Origin of the sequence: Escherichia sp. E13S3 (assembly GCF_004212325.1) — a bacterium.
GTDB lineage: Bacteria > Pseudomonadota > Gammaproteobacteria > Enterobacterales > Enterobacteriaceae > Escherichia.
In genome coordinates this window covers 18,820-36,905 of sequence record NZ_RHJR01000020.1, presented here as the reverse complement: position 1 = coordinate 36,905, position 18,086 = coordinate 18,820, and the positions used below count along the sequence as shown (strand labels likewise).

The following is an 18,086-nucleotide window of genomic DNA, read 5'->3' as shown; positions in this document are numbered from 1 at the left end:
GCCTCATGATTCTCATTCTGACGTGCCAGAGCACGATTGAAAACGAAACGACATGCGCCTGCGAAGCGCCTCATTTCACGCTCCTGTTGACCACCGGGTCTTAACTGGAATTTAAATGCCTGTAGTCGTTTCATGGGCCAAATCATACTTTGGCCCATGAAAAAAGAAACCGATATCCGACGCGGAAGGCATTGTGTTTTCCTGAAGCATGTTCACCTGATCTTCGTTACTAAATACCGACGTCAGATTTTTGACTATGACGCGACAGAAAAACTACGCACTTACTTTTCAAATGTATGTGCTGATTTTGAAGCTGAACTGGTTGAAATGGATGGCGAACAAGATCACGTCCATTTGTTAATTAACTATCCACCCAAGCTGGCGATATCCAGTCTGGTAAACAGCCTCAAAGGCGTATCGAGTAGGTTACTGCGACGAGATCGACCAGATATTGCAGTCAGGTATTACTACAAAGGCGTTTTGTGGAGTCCCGGCTATTTTGCCAGTAGCTGCGGAGGTGCGCCAATATCCGTCATCCGCCAATACATTGAACAACAGCAAACACCTGGTTAGGTGGAAAACCGCGCCTTATATCCCCGCCCTGAAGAACGGGGTTTTACGGCGCACTGGATAAGACTTATTTCAGTTCAATCGTTTACTCTTCCCTCTTTTACAAACGAGAGGGAGACAACGGTACTTAATACGCCCTTTAGCCAAAATCTGTCTTTTTCTTGATTACCGCTATTTTTTCGTTAAGGCGCATTCTTTATGCTGTATCGATACACCAAAGGTAAGTTAAACAGGGAGTGACGGATGCCAGTGCTACAGTGGGGAATGTTATGTGTTCTGTCACTTCTCCTTTCTATTGGCTTCCTCGCTTTACATCTCCCGGCGGCACTCCTGCTTGGGCCAATGCTCGCCGGGATCATCTTCAGTATGCGCGGGGTTACCCTGCAACTCCCCCGCTCCGCTTTTCTCGCCGCGCAGGCCATTCTTGGCTGTATGATTGCGCAAAACCTGACCGGTTCGATCCTGACCACGCTGGCGGTTAACTGGCCGATTGTGTTAGCTATTTTACTGGTGACGTTGCTTTCCAGCGCTATCGTGGGATGGTTACTGGTGCGCTATAGCTCACTGCCCGGAAATACGGGTGCCTGGGGCTCCTCGCCTGGTGGTGCGGCGGCAATGGTCGCGATGGCGCAGGATTACGGCGCAGATATCCGCCTGGTGGCGTTTATGCAGTATCTGCGGGTACTGTTCGTCGCGGGGGCCGCTGTTCTGGTTACCCGAATGATGCTGGGCGATAACGCTGAAGCGGTTAACCAGCAGATAGTATGGTTTCCGCCAGTGAGCATTAATCTCCTGCTTACGATTTTGCTCGCGGTCGTTGCCGGTACGGCGGGATGCCTGCTACGTCTTCCTTCCGGCACGATGCTTATCCCGATGCTGGCAGGTGCGGTGCTCCAGTCTGGCGAGTTCATCACGATTGAGTTACCGGAATGGCTTCTGGCGATAGCTTATATGGCGATTGGCTGGCGAATTGGTCTGGGCTTCGATAAACAAATCTTACTGCGGGCATTGCGTCCGCTGCCGCAAATCCTGCTGTCGATTTTTGCTCTGCTGGCTATTTGTGCGGGTATGGCGTGGGGGCTGACCCGGTTTATGCATATTGATTTTATGACCGCCTACCTCGCCACCAGCCCCGGCGGACTAGATACAGTGGCGGTCATCGCCGCAGGGAGCAATGCCGATATGGCGCTCATTATGGCGATGCAAACCCTGCGCCTGTTCAGTATTTTGCTGACGGGGCCAGCCATTGCGCGGTTTATTTCAACCTATGCGCCGAAGCGAACGGCCTAGTGCTGGCAGCCTGGACACCAGTAAAACGGGCGCGATGACAGCGTGGTTTTCTCAATGATGCTGCCACAGCGCTCGCACTTCTCGCCATCACGATGAAACACCTTAAAGCGAAACAACGCGCCGTGATGTTTATTTTCATCCACCTGCCCCCGCGTAGCGTAAGAAAGTCGCGGAATATCCAATAACGCGTGTGCGAGTGCATCCAGTTGCGCCGCGTTGAGATCTTTCGCTTTATGACTTCCGGTCAACCCAACCTGCCAGAGGATCTCCACGCGCAGATAATTGCCAAGCCCTGCCAGAAACGCCTGGTCAAGCAGTAACCCGGCAAACTGACGGTTACGAAAGCGCGGCGACAATAACCGTTCTTTCACCCCTTCAGGCGTCAGATTCGGGTCGAGCACATCGGGGCCAACGCGTTGTAAGAACGGATGCGTCGTCAGTTGTTCCGGCGTTAACATTTCAATATCAGAGGCGCTATAAAGCAGAATGGTTTTGTCGGTTGTTTGCAGCTTTACCCGCAACACCCGCGTGGTCTGCGGCTCTTCGCCAGTATCAACCACGCGCCAGACACCATAGAGTTGGTTATGGCTATAGAGCGTTAAGCCATCCGAAAAATGGGTCAGCAACGCTTTTCCGCGCGTTTCCACATAAGTGACATGCTGACCAATAAGTTGTGATTGATAAGGTTTTAACTGCGGGAAGGCAAACCAGACATCGGTCAGTGGTTTGCCTTTGATCGCCGCCTCCAGGTTATCCGCTGCACGGCGGATCTCCGGGCCTTCAGGCATGGTGATATCCTTTTTTCATTCTTTGTTCAGAGGGATTATGCTGCGACAACAATCCCCTTTTCGGCAAATGCAGATCGTAGCCGGCGGGCGAACGCCAGTGCGTGTTCGCCGTCGCCATGCAGGCAGACAGTCTGCGCCGCGACCGTTGCCCATTCGCCGGTGATACTTTTGACTCTGCCGTGTTGCACCATCTCCAGCGTTTGCGCCAGCGCCTGTTCTTCGTTTTCAATCAACGCGCCTGGCTGGCTTCGCGGCACCAGCGAACCATCTGCCTGATAACCGCGATCGGCAAACACTTCCTCGCGCGTTACCAGGCCATATCGTTCGCCTGCACGGATCAGCTCGCTTCCTGCCAGCCCGACGAGAATCAATGCCGGATCGCAGGCGTAAACGGCTCTGGCGATGGCGTCTGCCAGTTGTGCGTCTTTCGCTGCCTGGTTGTATAACATGCCGTGCGGTTTGACATGACGCATTACGCCACCTTCCGCCCGGGCAATCGCTGCCAGCGCGCCAATTTGATACAGCGTCTGGGCGTAAACGGTTTCTGGCGGCAGCTGCATGGCGCTGCGACCAAAATTTTCCCTGTCGGGAAAGCTCGGGTGAGCGCCAATCGCGACACCATTTTTTATTGCTTCTCGCACGCTTACCAGCATGGTTTGTGCATCGCCTGCATGAAATCCACAGGCAATATTGGCCGACGAAACCAGCGTTAAAAGTTCCGCATCGCTGGAACTCCCTTCGCCCAGATCGGCGTTAAGGTCAATTTTCATTGTGCAGCCGCCACGCTAATTGTTCGAAATAACATTGCTGATCTTGCCGCGCTTTCAGTGCCTCTTCCAGTGAACACTGGACAAAATGAATCGGCTGACCGAGCGGAATTTGCGCAAGATGGTACATATCAGCCTCAATGATGCAGGCAATACGCGGGTAACCGCCGGTAGTTTGCGCGTCGTTCATCAACACAATGGGCTGCCCGTTATGCGGCACCTGCACCACGCCTGGCAGCAAACCGTGAGATAACAGTTCGCGATCGGTGGTGCGTTTTAAGATTTGCCCCTGTAAGCGATAGCCCATCCGGTTACTTTGCGAGCTAAGCTGCCAGGGCGAACGCCAGAATGCATCCTGCGAGGCGCGATCGAACTCATGATATTCCGGCCCCGGTAAGGCGCGAATCCGGTTACCCCACAGCAACTGTTTAACGCCCTGCGCTTCCATAAAATCACGCTTCGCTTTGCCAATCGGGAGTCGGTCACCATCCTTCAGTAAACGCCCTTCCAGCCCGCCAATCCCCACTTTGAGATCGGTGCTGCATGACCCCATCACTGGTGGCACATCAATACCGCCCGCCACCGCCAGATAGCTACGTACACCATGTTGTGGACGTTTAAGCATTAAACGCTGGCCTGCTTTCATCGGCAAGCGCCAGCCCGTCCAGACAGCATTATCATCCAGCCGCGCCTCGCAACCTGCGCCAGTCAATGCAAACCAACCATCTGTTTCGAACTCAACCGTTAACTGACCGAGCGTGATCTCCAGCGCGGGGGCATTAGCATCATTACCCACCAGCAGGTTAGCAATGCGTAGCGCTGGCATATCCAGTGCGCCGCAGTGGCTGATACCCGACTGGCGAAAACCGTGACGGCCGCCATCCTGCACGGTGGTGTACATCCCCGCACGAATAATCTTCAGCATACTCCCTCCTTCTGCGGCACAAAGCGCACGCTGTCTCCCGGACGCAATAAGATAGGTTCGTCACGCGTCGGGTCAAACAGACTGAGCGAAGTATGACCTATCAACTGCCAGCCGCCCGGCGTTGCCAGTGGATAAACACCGGTCTGCGGCCCGCCGATCCCGACAGAACCTGCCGGAACGAGCAAGCGCGGTTCAGCGCGCCGTGGCGTGTGTAGTTGTTCCGGCAAACTCCCGAGATACGGGAAGCCTGGTTGAAAACCTAAAAACCAGACCACGTATTCCACGGAGGAGTGCAGTTCAACGACCTGTTTTTCGCTCAACCCACAATGCGCAGCGACCACCGCCAAATCCGGCCCGCCTGCGCCACCGTAAACCACCGGAATTTCGATAAAGCGTGATTCCGGTTCCAGCGCCTCGCTCTCTTCCCACCAACGTTGCAAACGCTCTATGGCGTCCAGCGCCAGCGATTCAGGGTTACGCAAAATCACCGTGATATTGTTCATGCCGGGAATAGCTTCAACGACATTCGGCATATCCACCAGACGCTGGGCCAGCCGCCAGATCCGTTTCTGGCTGGCCAGCGTCACCGGCGGCTCCAGTTCCAGCACTACCGCCGTTTCACCTATCAGATAACAACGCGCTCGTTGCACTTTCGATCCCTCTGACTATTCGTTATGCAGGATTAGGAATATCAATAAAGGTCACATCAAGATCGGTATTTTCATTCAACCACTCGCTCAACGCGCGAATACCACCGCGTTCAGTGGCATGGTGACCCGCAGCATAAAAATGCAATCCCTGCTCGCGGGCTGAATGAATGGTCTGTTCAGAAACTTCACCCGTAATAAAAGCATCCACGCCAAAACGCGCGGCACTATCAATAAAACTTTGCCCACCACCGGTGCACCAGGCGACGCGCTGTACTACCTCCGGGCCGTTGTCGCCACACCACAACGGCTTGCGTCCCAGACGCGCTTCAATCCATGAGGCCAGTTCCAGCCCCGGTACCGGCATGGTCAGTTCGCCCCACGGCACCAGTGGTTCGATCTCGCCCATGACCGTGATCCCCAGTAACGCCGCCAGCTGTGCGTTATTGCCCAGCTCAGGATGTGCGTCAAGTGGCAGATGCCAGCCATACAGGTTGATATCATTCGCCAACAATGTTTTTAAGCGGTTACGCTTCATACCGCGAATTACTGGCGATTCCCCTTTCCAGAAATAACCATGATGCACAATGACCGCATCAGCGCCCAGGCGTACCGCTTCATCGAGTAGCGCCTGGCTGGCGGTGACACCGGTAACAATTTTTTGCACCGTCTCTTTGCCTTCCACCTGCAAACCATTCGGCGCATAATCACTTATCGCCGCGCTGTTCAATTTCTCGTTAATCAGTTGTTCCAGTTCGGTGTTTTTCATCATTGCGCCTTCCATATTCTGATAGCTACTCCGTTAACATAGCGTTACCTCGCCTGTTCGTCGATAGCCAATCTTTCGACATATTAAGAAACAAACCCATCGCCAAAAGGCGCAAATTGTTTATCTCATAAATGCATAGTTCATGTATATTTATGCAATCAGACAGCATATTGCATAAATAATCAGATCTGTATCAAAGTTTTAACTTTAAGGAAACACACGCACGCCGCGCAACTATTACGTGGTGTCGCATCCAACCGCGGAATTATTATGAATAAACACGCATCACAGCCGCGCGCTATCTACTACGTTGTCGCGCTACAAATCTGGGAATATTTTAGCTTCTACGGCATGCGTGCCTTGCTGATTCTCTATCTCACCAATCAACTGAAATACAACGACACCCACGCTTACGCGTTATTTAGCGCCTACTGTTCGCTGGTGTATGTCACGCCGATCCTCGGCGGTTTTCTGGCGGATAAAGTGCTCGGCAACCGTATGGCGGTAATGCTGGGGGCGTTGTTGATGGCTGTCGGGCATGTGGTGCTGGGCGCTAGCGAACTCCACCCGTCATTCCTCTATCTGTCGCTGGCGATTATCGTTTGTGGCTATGGTCTGTTTAAATCCAACGTCAGTTGCCTGCTTGGTGAACTGTATGAGCCAACCGATCCGCGTCGTGATGGCGGTTTCTCGCTGATGTATGCAGCGGGTAACGTGGGGTCTATTATCGCACCTATCGCCTGTGGCTACGCCCAGGAAGAGTACAGCTGGGCGATGGGCTTTGGCCTGGCGGCGGTGGGTATGATCGCGGGTCTGGTCATTTTCTTATGTGGCAATCGTCATTTCACACATACCCGCGGCGTTAACAAAAAGGTACTGCGTGCGACAAACTTTCTCCTGCCCAACTGGGGATGGCTGCTGGTTCTGCTGGTGGCAACGCCTGCGCTGATTACCGTACTGTTCTGGAAAGAGTGGTCGGTATACGCCTTAATTGTCGCGACTATTATTGGCCTGGGTGTATTGGCAAAAATTTATCGCAAAGCAGAAAACCAGAAACAGCGTAAGGAGCTGGGGCTGATTGTGACGCTCACCTTCTTCAGCATGTTGTTCTGGGCCTTCGCACAACAGGGCGGCAGCTCGATTAGCCTTTATATCGACCGCTTCGTTAATCGCGATATTTTCGGTTATAGCGTTCCGACCGCCATGTTCCAGTCGATTAATGCTTTTGCTGTGATGTCGTGCGGTGTGTTCCTGGCGTGGGTGGTTAAAGAAAGCGTCGCGGGTAATCGTACCGTGCGCATCTGGGGAAAATTTGCTCTTGGCCTCGGCCTGATGAGCGCCGGGTTCTGTATTCTGAGCTTAAGCGCCCGCTGGTCTGCAATGTATGGCCACTCTTCCCTGCCGCTGATGGTGCTTGGTCTGGCAGTGATGGGGTTTGCCGAACTGTTTATCGATCCGGTTGCTATGTCGCAAATTACGCGTATTGAAATCCCCGGCGTGACCGGCGTATTAACCGGCATTTACATGCTGCTTTCCGGCGCGATTGCTAACTATCTGGCGGGCGTCATTGCCGATCAGACATCGCAAGCTTCGTTTGATGCTTCCGGGGCGCTCAATTACTCCATCAATGCATATATAGAAGTGTTTGATCAAATCACCTGGGGTGCGCTGGCGTGTGTAGGACTGGTGCTGATGATTTGGCTGTATCAGGCGCTTAAGTTCAGAAACCGTGCGCTGGCGCTGGAGTCTTAATAGGCCAACACCGATGCCTGATGCGACGCTTAACGCGTCTTATCAGGCCTGGATGGCCCATTGAATTTGCACTATTTGCCAGGCCGGATAAGGCGTTCATGCCGCATCCGGCATCTGGGCACGAGTCTGTTATTTCCCCTTCCTCGCCGCTTCATACGCTGCCAGCGTTCGTACTCTCGCTTCTTTATGATCGACAATCGGTTGCGGATAATCCAGCTTCACGCCCGCTTTCTGCGCCCACTTCCACGGCTCATGCACCGCTTTCCCTGGTACATCGCGCAACTCCGGTAGCCACTGGCGGATAAACTCGCCTTCGCGGTCAAATTTCTCGCCCTGGGTTGTCGGGTTAAAAATACGAAAATACGGCGCAGCATCGGTTCCGGTAGAAGCGGCCCACTGCCAGCCGCCGTTATTGGCCGCCAAATCACCATCAATCAGTTGTGACATGAAATACCGCTCGCCTTCGCGCCAGTCGATCAACAAATCTTTCACCAGAAAACTGGCAGTAATCATCCGCAGACGATTATGCATCCAGCCGGTGTTATTAAGCTGACGCATGGCAGCATCAACAATCGGATATCCCGTTTTACCTTCTTGCCAGGCTTTAAAATGGGCGGGATTGCGCTGCCACTGCACACGCTCCGTCCAGGCAATAAACGGACGATGTTTACACAGCGAAGGATAATACGTCATCAAATGGCGGTAGAACTCGCGCCAGATCAGCTCATTAAGCCAGACGCTACCCGGTCCACCTTCCAGCGCCTGCTGCTGTTCCGCCAACAGGCGATGTAAACACTGGCGAGGCGATAACCCACCCGTTGCCAGGCTGGCGGACAAACGACTGGTACCTTCTACTGCCGGAAAATCTCGTTGTTGCTCATATTTTCCGGCACCGTTCTGGCAAAACTGGCGTAATTGCGCAATCGCCGCTTTTTCTTCCACCGGGAAATGCGCGGTATCGAAAGACTGACGAGGGTAATTCAGCGTAATGGATGGCGCGGGCTTTATTGATCCGCTACTACGAACTTTTGGCGCAGCGACGCACTCCGGCACACCTTCCCGCAGCCGTTTCAGCCAGGCGTTTTTAAACGGCGTAAAGACTTTGTACATCTCATGATTGCCAGTCATCACCGCCCCCGGCGGCAGGATCACGCTGTCATCAAATCCTTCACACACCACGTTACGCAGCGCTCTTTCAACTTCCACATCCCGCGCCCGCTCATTCACCTCATACTGATAGTTATAAAACAGATGGGTAACACGATTTTCCGCGCACACCTGTTTGACTATTTCGACGCTGGCGACAAAGTCATCCACTTCACGGAACAATAAAGGAATACCTTTTTCCGCCAGCGCTATTCGTAGCCCATTCAGTTGAGCATTGATAAGTCCAGCCTGACGCGGCGACATGTTATGCGCCGCCCACTGGCGTGGTGTGGCGATATACAACGCCAGCACGCGTGCAGACGAATTGCGACAGGCGGCAGCCAGCGCGAGATTATCGTGCAGACGTAAATCCTGGCGAAACCAGACCAGATGGGTGGTCATAAAACTCCTGCATGGCGCAAGTTAATCACACGCGGCCAAAGTTCGAAATAACGCTGCCCTGAAAGCCAGGCGTCAGGATAAAGCGCCATATAGTGTTTGATACGCATCAGCGGCGCAAGAAGCGGTTGCTCGCCACGGCGATAACTGTCGATAAGCGCCGCCAGCTGCTGGCGTTCTGTGGAATCAAGATGCGGGCGAAAATACCCCTGAACGTGCATCAAAACGTTGGTGTGATCGCGCGGGTTGGCGGGATGAGAAAGCAAAACAATTACGCGTTGGCGGTACTGATTGTAAAAATCATCCAGGTTTTGCCACTGATGAATATCAGCCACGAACGGGCCAAGTTTGCGGTATTCCGGCTGAGAATGAGCCAGAAATACGAGTTTATAGCGGCTGTGATAATCGAGAAACGCCCCGCGCGTTAAGCCGTGTGATTTCAGTCGATGTAACTCATGAAGGGCGAAGATACGGATTAGAGTGCTGTCATCAAATCGTTGTTGATTCATTACTGCTCCTGAACGGTTTACAGGAGTAAGTGTAGACGGCGAAAAGAAAAAACCGCCAACGTTTCCGCTGGCGGTTTTCAATGTATTCAGAACTCAGCAATCAGTAAAAATCACCGGTTGCCTTTTCGGCCTGATCCATCCACACCGGTTTATCGCTGGTTTTCGACCAGACGCGGTGCAGGTAGCTGTAAAAGCGGGCGCGGTCTTTCCAGAAAAGCATGAAAGGCAGCGCCAGAACGCCCGCTGCAACCGCATAAGTACGGCGTAAAAAGATAAGCCATGCAGGATATTCTCTGTAGAGTTCCATACTTTTCTCCCCCTTTTGTATCTACCCGGTGAATGGCACCGGAAAATGAATTTGTTTATCTGATGAAAATAGTACCGCCTTTTGTGTAATTCTACTACTCATCCGACCACTTATTTTTGCTTATTGATGGTTTATTTACATTCACCGTGTAATTAAGTTACATGAAAGTTAAATTATTACTAATCATTAGTTAAATCATAGCTTTTGCCATTTTTATACTTTTTTTACACCCCGCCCGCAGATTTTTGCGAAATCTTTGCAGCCAGAATTCTACCCTTCCGGTATCACTTTTAGGCCACTGGAGGTGCACTGTGAGTGCAGGCGTGATAGCCGGCGTGTTGCTGGTGTTTTTATTACTGGGTTATCTGGTTTATGCCCTGATCAATGCGGAGGCGTTCTGATGGCTGCGCAAGGGTTCTTACTGATTGCCACGTTTTTACTGGTATTAATGGTGCTCGCGCGTCCTTTAGGCAGCGGGCTGGCGCGGCTGATTAATGATATTCCTCTTCCTGGTACGACGGGTGTTGAACGCGTACTCTTTCGTGTACTTGGCGTCTCTGACCGTGAGATGAACTGGAAGCAATATCTCTGTGCCATTCTCGGCCTGAACATGCTGGGACTGGTAGTGCTGTTTTTTATGTTGCTCGGTCAGCACTATCTGCCACTTAATCCACAGCAGCTGCCGGGGCTGTCGTGGGATCTGGCGCTGAATACCGCCGTCAGCTTTGTCACTAATACCAACTGGCAATCTTATAGCGGTGAAACCACGTTGAGCTATTTCAGCCAGATGGCGGGCTTAACGGTGCAAAACTTTCTTTCTGCCGCCAGCGGGATTGCGGTGATTTTTGCCCTCATCCGTGCATTTACCCGCCAGAGCATGAGCACACTTGGGAATGCCTGGGTCGATGTGCTACGCATCACGTTATGGGTGTTAGCCCCTGTGGCGTTGTTGATCGCGCTGTTTTTTATTCAACAAGGTGCGTTGCAAAACTTTCAGCCTTATCAGGCCGTGACGACCATTGAAGGAGCACAACAGCTGTTACCAATGGGTCCGGTGGCTTCTCAGGAAGCGATCAAGATGCTCGGTACTAACGGCGGTGGCTTCTTTAATGCCAACTCGTCGCATCCGTTTGAAAACCCAACCGCACTGACCAACTTCGTGCAAATGCTGGCGATCTTCTTGATCCCAACAGCGCTGTGCTTTGCCTTTGGCGAAGTGGCGGGCGATCGCCGCCAGGGGCGCATGTTGCTGTGGGCGATGTCGGTGATTTTTGTCATCTGCGTAGGCGTGGTGATGTGGGCAGAAGTCCAGGGTAATCCTCATCTGCTGGCACTGGGTGCGGACAGCAGCATCAATATGGAAGGTAAAGAGAGCCGGTTCGGCGTGTTGGTCAGTAGCCTGTTTGCGGTCGTGACTACGGCGGCTTCCTGTGGCGCGGTGATTACGATGCATGATTCGTTTACCGCTCTGGGTGGCATGGTGCCGATGTGGCTGATGCAAATTGGTGAAGTGGTATTCGGCGGTGTCGGTTCTGGTCTTTACGGCATGATGCTTTTTGTCCTGCTGGCGGTGTTTATTGCCGGGCTGATGATTGGTCGTACACCGGAATATCTGGGTAAAAAAATCGACGTACGCGAGATGAAACTGACCGCGCTGGCAATTCTGGTCACTCCAACGCTGGTACTGATGGGCGCAGCGCTGGCAATGATGACCGACGCCGGACGTAGCGCCATGCTCAACCCTGGCCCGCATGGTTTTAGCGAAGTGCTGTACGCCGTGTCGTCGGCCGCTAACAACAACGGCAGCGCCTTTGCCGGATTAAGCGCCAACTCTCCGTTCTGGAACTGTTTACTGGCGTTCTGCATGTTTATCGGTCGCTTCGGGGTGATTATCCCGGTGATGGCAATTGCCGGTTCGCTGGTGAGTAAAAAGAGCCAACCCGCCAGCTCCGGCACGCTGCCAACGCACGGCCCGCTGTTTGTTGGCCTGTTAATCGGCACCGTGTTGCTGGTTGGCGCACTGACCTTTATCCCTGCCCTGGCGCTTGGTCCGGTGGCGGAATATCTCTCCTGATGATATTGAGTGAGCACTGAATATGAGTCGTAAACAACTGGCGCTATTCGAACCAACACTTGTCGTTCAGGCGCTGAAAGAAGCGGTGAAAAAATTAAGCCCGCAGGCGCAATGGCGCAATCCGGTGATGTTTATCGTCTGGATCGGCAGTCTGCTGACCACCTGTATTAGCATCGCGATGGCAAGCGGTGCGATGCCTGGCAATGCGCTGTTTAGCGCGGCAATTAGCGGCTGGCTGTGGGTCACCGTACTGTTCGCTAATTTCGCCGAGGCGCTGGCAGAAGGCCGCAGTAAAGCGCAAGCCAACAGTCTGAAAGGGGTGAAAAAAACTGCCTTTGCCCGCAAGCTGCGCGAACCGAAATATGGCGCTGCGGCGGACAAAGTTCCCGCCGATCAACTGCGTAAAGGCGATATCGTACTGGTAGAAGCTGGCGATATTATCCCCTGCGATGGTGAAGTCATTGAAGGGGGCGCATCGGTCGATGAAAGCGCCATCACCGGGGAATCGGCACCGGTGATCCGTGAATCCGGCGGCGATTTTGCCTCCGTCACCGGCGGCACGCGCATTCTTTCTGACTGGCTGGTAATTGAGTGCAGCGTTAACCCCGGCGAGACATTTCTGGACCGGATGATCGCGATGGTGGAAGGCGCACAGCGACGCAAAACGCCGAACGAGATTGCCCTGACCATCCTGCTGATTGCCCTGACCATCGTCTTTTTACTGGCGACCGCAACGCTATGGCCATTTACCGCGTGGGGCGGTAACGCGGTCAGCGTAACGGTACTGGTGGCGCTGCTGGTTTGTCTGATCCCAACGACTATTGGCGGCCTGCTGTCGGCGATCGGCGTCGCCGGGATGAGCCGGATGCTGGGCGCCAATGTGATCGCCACCAGCGGACGTGCAGTTGAAGCGGCGGGTGACGTTGACGTTCTGCTGCTGGATAAAACCGGCACCATCACGCTAGGTAACCGTCAGGCATCGGAGTTTATCCCCGCGCAGGGCGTAGAGGAAAAAACGCTGGCCGACGCCGCACAACTGGCTTCGCTGGCTGACGAAACGCCGGAAGGCCGCAGCATTGTGATCCTCGCCAAGCAACGTTTTAACCTGCGCGAGCGCGATGTGCAGTCGCTCCATGCCACCTTTGTACCGTTTACTGCGCAAAGCCGGATGAGCGGGATCAACATCGACAACCGCATGATCCGTAAAGGTTCTGTCGATGCCATTCGCCGCCATGTTGAGGCTAACGGTGGTCACTTCCCTGTCGATGTTGATCAAAAAGTCGATCAGGTTGCGCGTCAGGGAGCCACGCCGCTGGTGGTGGTGGAAGGTTCTCGTGTGCTGGGCGTTATTGCGCTGAAAGATATCGTCAAAGGCGGTATTAAAGAGCGCTTCGCCCAGCTGCGCAAAATGGGCATTAAAACGGTGATGATTACCGGCGATAACCGTCTGACTGCCGCCGCCATTGCTGCGGAAGCGGGCGTCGATGATTTTCTCGCCGAAGCGACACCGGAGGCCAAGCTGGCATTGATCCGTCAGTATCAGGCGGAAGGCCGTTTGGTGGCGATGACCGGCGACGGCACCAATGATGCTCCGGCGCTGGCGCAGGCAGATGTCGCGGTGGCGATGAACTCTGGTACTCAGGCGGCGAAAGAAGCGGGCAATATGGTGGATCTCGACTCTAACCCGACTAAGTTGATCGAGGTGGTGCATATTGGCAAACAGATGCTGATGACCCGTGGCTCGCTGACCACCTTCAGCATTGCCAACGATGTGGCGAAATACTTCGCCATTATTCCAGCGGCATTCGCGGCAACGTATCCGCAGCTAAATGCGCTGAACATCATGCGCCTGCATTCGCCCGACTCCGCCATTCTCAGTGCGGTCATTTTCAACGCCTTGATTATCGTCTTTTTGATTCCCCTGGCGTTAAAAGGCGTGAGTTATAAACCGCTTACCGCTTCTGCCATGTTGCGCCGTAACTTATGGATTTACGGTCTGGGTGGGCTGCTGGTGCCGTTTATTGGTATCAAAGTCATTGATTTACTGCTGACCGCTTGCGGTCTGGTGTGAGGTTTACCATGCGTGGATTACGTCCGGCATTATCGACATTTATCTTTCTGTTATTGATTACTGGCGGCGTTTACCCGCTGCTGACCACCGCGCTGGGGCAATGGTGGTTTCCCTGGCAAGCCAACGGTTCGTTGATCCGTGAAGGTGATACGGTGCGCGGTTCGGCATTAATCGGGCAGAATTTTACCGGCAACGGCTATTTTCAGGGTCGCCCGTCGGCAACGGCAGAAATGCCCTATAATCCACAGGCTTCTGGCGGGAGCAATCTGGCGGTCAGTAACCCTGAGCTGGATAAACTAATAGCCGCACGCGTTGCTGCATTACGGGCCGCTAACCCGGATGCCAGCACGAGCGTTCCGGTTGAACTGGTGACGGCGTCGGCAAGCGGGCTGGACAATAACATCACCCCGCAAGCGGCGGCCTGGCAGATCCCACGCGTGGCGAAAGCGCGTAATCTCAGCGTTGAACAGCTCACGCAACTGATCGCAAAATACAGCCAACAACCGCTGGTGAAATATATCGGCCAGCCGGTCGTCAACATTGTCGAACTCAATCTGGCGCTGGATAAGCTTGATGAATAACGAACCCTTACGTCCCGACCCCGATCGTCTGCTGGAACAAACTGCCGCGCCGCATCGGGGGAAGCTGAAAGTTTTCTTCGGTGCCTGCGCAGGCGTCGGGAAGACCTGGGCGATGCTGGCGGAAGCCCAGCGACTGCGGGCGCAAGGGCTGGATATTGTGGTTGGCGTGGTAGAAACCCACGGGCGGAAAGATACCGCCGCAATGCTGGAAGGTCTGGCTGTTCTGCCACTGAAACGCCAGGCGCATCGTGGGCGGCATATCAGCGAGTTTGATCTCGATGCTGCCCTCGCCCGCCGTCCGGCGCTGATATTGATGGACGAACTGGCGCACAGTAATGCGCCAGGTTCTCGTCATCCTAAACGCTGGCAGGACATCGAAGAGCTGCTGGAAGCTGGCATTGATGTTTTCACTACCGTCAACGTTCAGCATCTGGAAAGTCTGAATGATGTGGTCAGCGGCGTCACCGGAATTCAGGTACGGGAAACCGTGCCCGATCCTTTTTTCGATGCCGCCGACGACGTGGTGCTGGTGGACTTGCCCCCGGACGATCTGCGCCAGCGGCTGAAAGAAGGCAAAGTCTATATTGCCGGGCAGGCGGAGCGCGCCATTGAACATTTTTTCCGCAAAGGCAATCTGATCGCCCTGCGCGAGCTGGCACTGCGCCGTACTGCCGATCGCGTAGATGAACAAATGCGCGCCTGGCGGGGGCATCCTGGCGAAGAGAAAGTCTGGCACACGCGCGACGCGATCCTTTTATGCATCGGGCATAACACCGGCAGTGAGAAACTGGTCCGCGCGGCGGCGCGGCTGGCGTCACGGCTGGGTAGCGTCTGGCACGCGGTGTATGTTGAAACCCCTGCCCTGCATCGCTTACCGGAGAAAAAACGTCGGGCAATTCTCAGCGCCTTACGTCTGGCGCAGGAGCTGGGCGCGGAGACGGCAACACTTTCTGATCCAGCGGAAGAGAAAGCGGTAGTGCGTTATGCCCGTGAACATAATCTCGGCAAGATTATTCTCGGTCGCCCGGCCTCGCGCCGCTGGTGGCGTCGGGAAACGTTTGCTGACCGACTGGCACGCATCGCCCCCGATCTCGATCAGGTGCTGGTCGCGCTTGATGAACCACCCGCCCGCACGATTAACAACGCGCCGGATAGCCGCTCTTTTAAAGACAAGTGGCGGGTACAGATTCAGGGATGCGTGGTTGCCGCCGCGTTATGCGCCGTTATCACCTTAATTGCCGTGCAGTGGCTGATGGCGTTTGATGCCGCCAACCTGGTGATGCTGTATCTGCTTGGCGTGGTGGTGGTGGCGCTATTTTATGGACGCTGGCCTTCGGTGGTTGCTACCGTCATTAATGTGGTGAGTTTCGATCTCTTTTTTATCGCCCCACGCGGCACGCTCGCCGTCTCTGATGTGCAATATCTGCTGACCTTCGCGGTGATGTTAACCGTCGGGCTGGTGATCGGGAACCTTACTGCTGGAGTGCGTTATCAGGCGCGGGTAGCCCGTTACCGCGAGCAACGCACACGGCACTTATATGAAATGTCGAAAGCTCTGGCGGTGGGCCGCAGTCCGCAGGACATCGCCGCCACCAGCGAACAATTTATTGCCTCCACGTTTCATGCCCGCAGTCAGGTGTTGTTGCCCGATGACAACGGTAAATTGCAGCCGTTAACACATCCGCAAGGAATGACACCATGGGACGATGCCATCGCGCAGTGGAGTTTTGATAAAGGCCTGCCTGCGGGTGCGGGCACCGACACGTTACCCGGCGTGCCGTACCAGATTTTGCCGTTAAAAAGCGGCGAGAAAACCTACGGACTGGTGGTGGTGGAACCGGGGAATCTGCGTCAGTTGATGATCCCGGAACAGCAGCGCCTGCTGGAGACGTTTACGCTGTTAGTCGCCAATGCGTTTGAGCGGCTGACGCTGACCGCCAGCGAAGAACAGGCGCGGATGGCAAGCGAACGTGAACAGATCCGCAACGCCCTGCTGGCGGCGCTTTCGCACGATTTACGCACTCCGCTTACAGTGCTGTTTGGTCAGGCTGAAATCTTAACGCTCGATCTGGCAAGCGAAGGATCGCCCCACGCCCGCCAGGCCAGCGAGATTCGCCAGCATGTGCTGAACACTACCCGACTGGTGAATAATCTACTGGATATGGCGCGAATTCAGTCCGGCGGCTTTAATTTGAAGAAAGAGTGGTTAACGCTGGAAGAAGTGGTCGGTAGCGCGCTGCAAATGCTGGAGCCGGGTTTATCGTCGCCCATCAATCTTTCTCTGCCAGAACCGCTGACCTTAATCCACGTTGACGGGCCACTCTTTGAACGGGTGCTGATTAATCTGCTGGAGAACGCGGTGAAATACGCGGGTCCGCAGGCTGAAATTGGTATCGATGCCCACGTTGAGGGCGAAAATCTACAACTGGATGTCTGGGATAACGGCCCCGGTCTTCCGCCAGGCCAGGAGCAGACGATATTTGATAAGTTTGCTCGCGGGAATAAAGAGTCGGCGGTGCCAGGTGTAGGGCTTGGGCTAGCAATTTGTCGGGCGATTGTGGATGTACACGGCGGCACCATTACCGCGTTCAACCGACCGGAAGGTGGTGCCTGTTTTCGTGTTACACTTCCCCAGCAAACTGCCCCTGAACTTGAAGAATTTCATGAGGATATGTGACAAACGTTCTGATTGTTGAAGATGAACAGGCTATTCGTCGCTTTCTGCGCACGGCGCTGGAAGGCGACGGTATGCGCGTCTTTGAGGCCGAAACGCTGCAACGCGGTTTGCTGGAAGCGGCAACCCGTAAGCCAGATTTGATTATTCTCGATCTCGGCCTGCCCGATGGCGATGGGATTGAGTTTATCCGCGACCTACGCCAGTGGAGCGCGGTGCCGGTGATTGTGCTTTCCGCACGTAGCGAAGAGAGCGACAAAATCGCCGCGCTGGATGCCGGAGCGGATGATTATCTGAGTAAGCCGTTTGGCATTGGCGAATTGCAGGCCCGTCTGCGCGTCGCGTTACGCCGCCACTCTGCCACCACGGCGCCCGATCCGCTGGTGAAATTTTCCGATGTTACCGTCGATTTAGCCGCCCGGGTGATCCATCGGGGCGAGGAAGAGGTGCATCTCACGCCGATTGAGTTCCGTCTGCTGGCCGTGCTGCTCAACAATGCCGGAAAAGTGCTCACCCAGCGCCAGTTACTCAACCAGGTATGGGGACCAAACGCGGTCGAACACAGCCACTATTTGCGGATTTATATGGGGCATCTGCGACAAAAACTGGAACAGGATCCCGCTCGCCCCCGTCATTTCATTACTGAAACCGGTATTGGGTATCGGTTTATGCTTTAGGGGTTGAAATGCCGGATGCGGCGTGAACGCCTTATCCGGCCTACGAAATCTACAAAATCGCGCAAATTCAATATATTGCACCATCCTCGTAGGCCTGATAAGCGTAGCGCATCTGGCAGTCATAAGTAAAAAAGGGCGAT

At 54.3% G+C, this 18,086-nt stretch carries 18 protein-coding genes; 9 read left to right on the top strand and 9 right to left on the bottom strand.

All coding sequences use genetic code 11. From position 1 onward, the window contains the following. Positions 1-134: helix-turn-helix domain-containing protein (locus tag D9597_RS20250; RefSeq protein ID WP_148936129.1), on the bottom strand; the 134-nt coding region annotated here is incomplete at its 3' end. 22 nt (positions 135-156) lie between these two features. On the opposite strand from D9597_RS20250, the gene tnpA reads away from it, so the two are divergent. Both tnpA and D9597_RS20240 read left to right on the top strand, forming a co-directional pair. Further along, positions 157-573, top strand: coding sequence for an IS200/IS605 family transposase (tnpA, locus tag D9597_RS20245; protein ID WP_165383555.1), 417 nt, complete (start codon positions 157-159; stop codon positions 571-573). Between the two features lie 240 nt (positions 574-813). Next, on the top strand, positions 814-1,860 hold the full coding sequence (locus tag D9597_RS20240; RefSeq protein ID WP_130224266.1) for an AbrB family transcriptional regulator: 1,047 nt from the start codon (positions 814-816) through the stop codon (positions 1,858-1,860). On the opposite strand, the gene nei is transcribed toward D9597_RS20240, so the two are convergent. The 5 genes from nei to ybgI are packed head-to-tail and all read right to left on the bottom strand — an operon-like array spanning position 1,857 to position 5,756. Beyond that, positions 1,857-2,648, bottom strand: a complete 792-nt coding sequence (gene nei, locus D9597_RS20235) for an endonuclease VIII (RefSeq protein ID WP_130224264.1) — start codon at positions 2,646-2,648, stop codon at positions 1,857-1,859. The genes D9597_RS20240 and nei overlap by 4 nt on opposite strands. A gap of 35 nt (positions 2,649-2,683) precedes the next feature. Continuing rightward, the gene (pxpA, locus tag D9597_RS20230) at positions 2,684-3,418 is read right to left on the bottom strand and encodes a 5-oxoprolinase subunit PxpA (RefSeq protein WP_130215012.1); all 735 of its coding nucleotides are present in this window, start codon (positions 3,416-3,418) and stop codon (positions 2,684-2,686) included. Beyond that, complete coding sequence (gene pxpC / locus D9597_RS20225) at positions 3,408-4,340, bottom strand: 5-oxoprolinase subunit PxpC (RefSeq protein WP_130224262.1); 933 nt, start codon at positions 4,338-4,340, stop codon at positions 3,408-3,410. The genes pxpA and pxpC overlap by 11 nt, the downstream gene beginning before the upstream one ends. Then, positions 4,334-4,990, bottom strand: coding sequence for a 5-oxoprolinase subunit PxpB (gene pxpB / locus D9597_RS20220; protein WP_130215016.1), 657 nt, complete (start codon positions 4,988-4,990; stop codon positions 4,334-4,336). Before pxpB ends, pxpC begins: the two co-directional genes overlap by 7 nt. Before the next feature lie 22 nt (positions 4,991-5,012). Beyond that, the gene (gene ybgI / locus D9597_RS20215; protein WP_130224268.1) at positions 5,013-5,756 is read right to left on the bottom strand and encodes a radiation resistance protein YbgI; all 744 of its coding nucleotides are present in this window, start codon (positions 5,754-5,756) and stop codon (positions 5,013-5,015) included. 270 nt (positions 5,757-6,026) lie between these two features. Between ybgI and dtpD the strand changes: the two genes are divergently transcribed. Beyond that, on the top strand, positions 6,027-7,508 hold the full coding sequence (gene dtpD, locus D9597_RS20210; protein ID WP_130224260.1) for a dipeptide permease DtpD: 1,482 nt from the start codon (positions 6,027-6,029) through the stop codon (positions 7,506-7,508). A gap of 129 nt (positions 7,509-7,637) precedes the next feature. Here dtpD and phrB read toward each other — a convergent pair whose 3' ends face one another. The 3 genes from phrB to D9597_RS20195 all read right to left on the bottom strand — a co-directional run bounded on the left by phrB (position 7,638) and on the right by D9597_RS20195 (position 9,869). After that, on the bottom strand, positions 7,638-9,056 hold the full coding sequence (gene phrB, locus D9597_RS20205) for a deoxyribodipyrimidine photo-lyase (RefSeq protein WP_130224258.1): 1,419 nt from the start codon (positions 9,054-9,056) through the stop codon (positions 7,638-7,640). Further along, on the bottom strand, positions 9,053-9,562 hold the full coding sequence (locus D9597_RS20200) for a YbgA family protein (protein ID WP_130224256.1): 510 nt from the start codon (positions 9,560-9,562) through the stop codon (positions 9,053-9,055). Before D9597_RS20200 ends, phrB begins: the two co-directional genes overlap by 4 nt. A gap of 100 nt (positions 9,563-9,662) precedes the next feature. Further along, positions 9,663-9,869, bottom strand: a complete 207-nt coding sequence (locus D9597_RS20195) for a YbfA family protein (RefSeq protein WP_000424924.1) — start codon at positions 9,867-9,869, stop codon at positions 9,663-9,665. Between the two features lie 311 nt (positions 9,870-10,180). On the opposite strand from D9597_RS20195, the gene kdpF reads away from it, so the two are divergent. From kdpF to kdpE, 6 genes are read left to right on the top strand one after another with little or no spacing between them, the layout of a single operon-like run. Then, positions 10,181-10,270: a K(+)-transporting ATPase subunit F gene (gene kdpF / locus D9597_RS20190; protein ID WP_001365534.1), complete on the top strand. Its 90-nt coding sequence runs from the start codon at positions 10,181-10,183 to the stop codon at positions 10,268-10,270. Continuing rightward, positions 10,270-11,943 (top strand): potassium-transporting ATPase subunit KdpA, encoded by a 1,674-nt coding sequence (gene kdpA / locus D9597_RS20185; RefSeq protein ID WP_130224254.1) that lies wholly within the window; start codon positions 10,270-10,272, stop codon positions 11,941-11,943. Before kdpF ends, kdpA begins: the two co-directional genes overlap by 1 nt. Positions 11,944-11,965: 22 nt before the next feature. Continuing rightward, a complete protein-coding gene (kdpB, locus tag D9597_RS20180; protein ID WP_130224252.1) occupies positions 11,966-14,014 on the top strand; it encodes a potassium-transporting ATPase subunit KdpB in 2,049 nt (682 codons plus the stop codon). Between the two features lie 8 nt (positions 14,015-14,022). Next, a complete protein-coding gene (kdpC, locus tag D9597_RS20175; protein ID WP_130224250.1) occupies positions 14,023-14,595 on the top strand; it encodes a K(+)-transporting ATPase subunit C in 573 nt (190 codons plus the stop codon). Further along, positions 14,588-17,272 (top strand): two-component system sensor histidine kinase KdpD, encoded by a 2,685-nt coding sequence (gene kdpD / locus D9597_RS20170; RefSeq protein WP_130224248.1) that lies wholly within the window; start codon positions 14,588-14,590, stop codon positions 17,270-17,272. The genes kdpC and kdpD overlap by 8 nt, the downstream gene beginning before the upstream one ends. Beyond that, positions 17,269-17,946, top strand: coding sequence for a two-component system response regulator KdpE (gene kdpE, locus D9597_RS20165; RefSeq protein ID WP_000186076.1), 678 nt, complete (start codon positions 17,269-17,271; stop codon positions 17,944-17,946). The genes kdpD and kdpE overlap by 4 nt, the downstream gene beginning before the upstream one ends. Positions 17,947-18,086: the final 140 nt, after the last annotated feature.

Bases quoted from the DNA above. Each gene is read 5' to 3' on its own strand.
- tnpA (WP_165383555.1), top strand. From the start codon at position 157: ATGAAAAAAGAAACCGATATCCGACGCGGAAGGCATTGTGTTTTCCTG.
- D9597_RS20240 (WP_130224266.1), top strand. From the start codon at position 814: ATGCCAGTGCTACAGTGGGGAATGTTATGTGTTCTGTCACTTCTCCTT.
- nei (WP_130224264.1), bottom strand. From the start codon at position 2,648: ATGCCTGAAGGCCCGGAGATCCGCCGTGCAGCGGATAACCTGGAGGCG.
- pxpA (WP_130215012.1), bottom strand. From the start codon at position 3,418: ATGAAAATTGACCTTAACGCCGATCTGGGCGAAGGGAGTTCCAGCGAT.
- pxpC (WP_130224262.1), bottom strand. From the start codon at position 4,340: ATGCTGAAGATTATTCGTGCGGGGATGTACACCACCGTGCAGGATGGC.
- ybgI (WP_130224268.1), bottom strand. From the start codon at position 5,756: ATGAAAAACACCGAACTGGAACAACTGATTAACGAGAAATTGAACAGC.
- dtpD (WP_130224260.1), top strand. From the start codon at position 6,027: ATGAATAAACACGCATCACAGCCGCGCGCTATCTACTACGTTGTCGCG.
- phrB (WP_130224258.1), bottom strand. From the start codon at position 9,056: ATGACCACCCATCTGGTCTGGTTTCGCCAGGATTTACGTCTGCACGAT.
- D9597_RS20200 (WP_130224256.1), bottom strand. From the start codon at position 9,562: ATGAATCAACAACGATTTGATGACAGCACTCTAATCCGTATCTTCGCC.
- D9597_RS20195 (WP_000424924.1), bottom strand. From the start codon at position 9,869: ATGGAACTCTACAGAGAATATCCTGCATGGCTTATCTTTTTACGCCGT.
- kdpA (WP_130224254.1), top strand. From the start codon at position 10,270: ATGGCTGCGCAAGGGTTCTTACTGATTGCCACGTTTTTACTGGTATTA.
- kdpB (WP_130224252.1), top strand. From the start codon at position 11,966: ATGAGTCGTAAACAACTGGCGCTATTCGAACCAACACTTGTCGTTCAG.
- kdpC (WP_130224250.1), top strand. From the start codon at position 14,023: ATGCGTGGATTACGTCCGGCATTATCGACATTTATCTTTCTGTTATTG.
- kdpD (WP_130224248.1), top strand. From the start codon at position 14,588: ATGAATAACGAACCCTTACGTCCCGACCCCGATCGTCTGCTGGAACAA.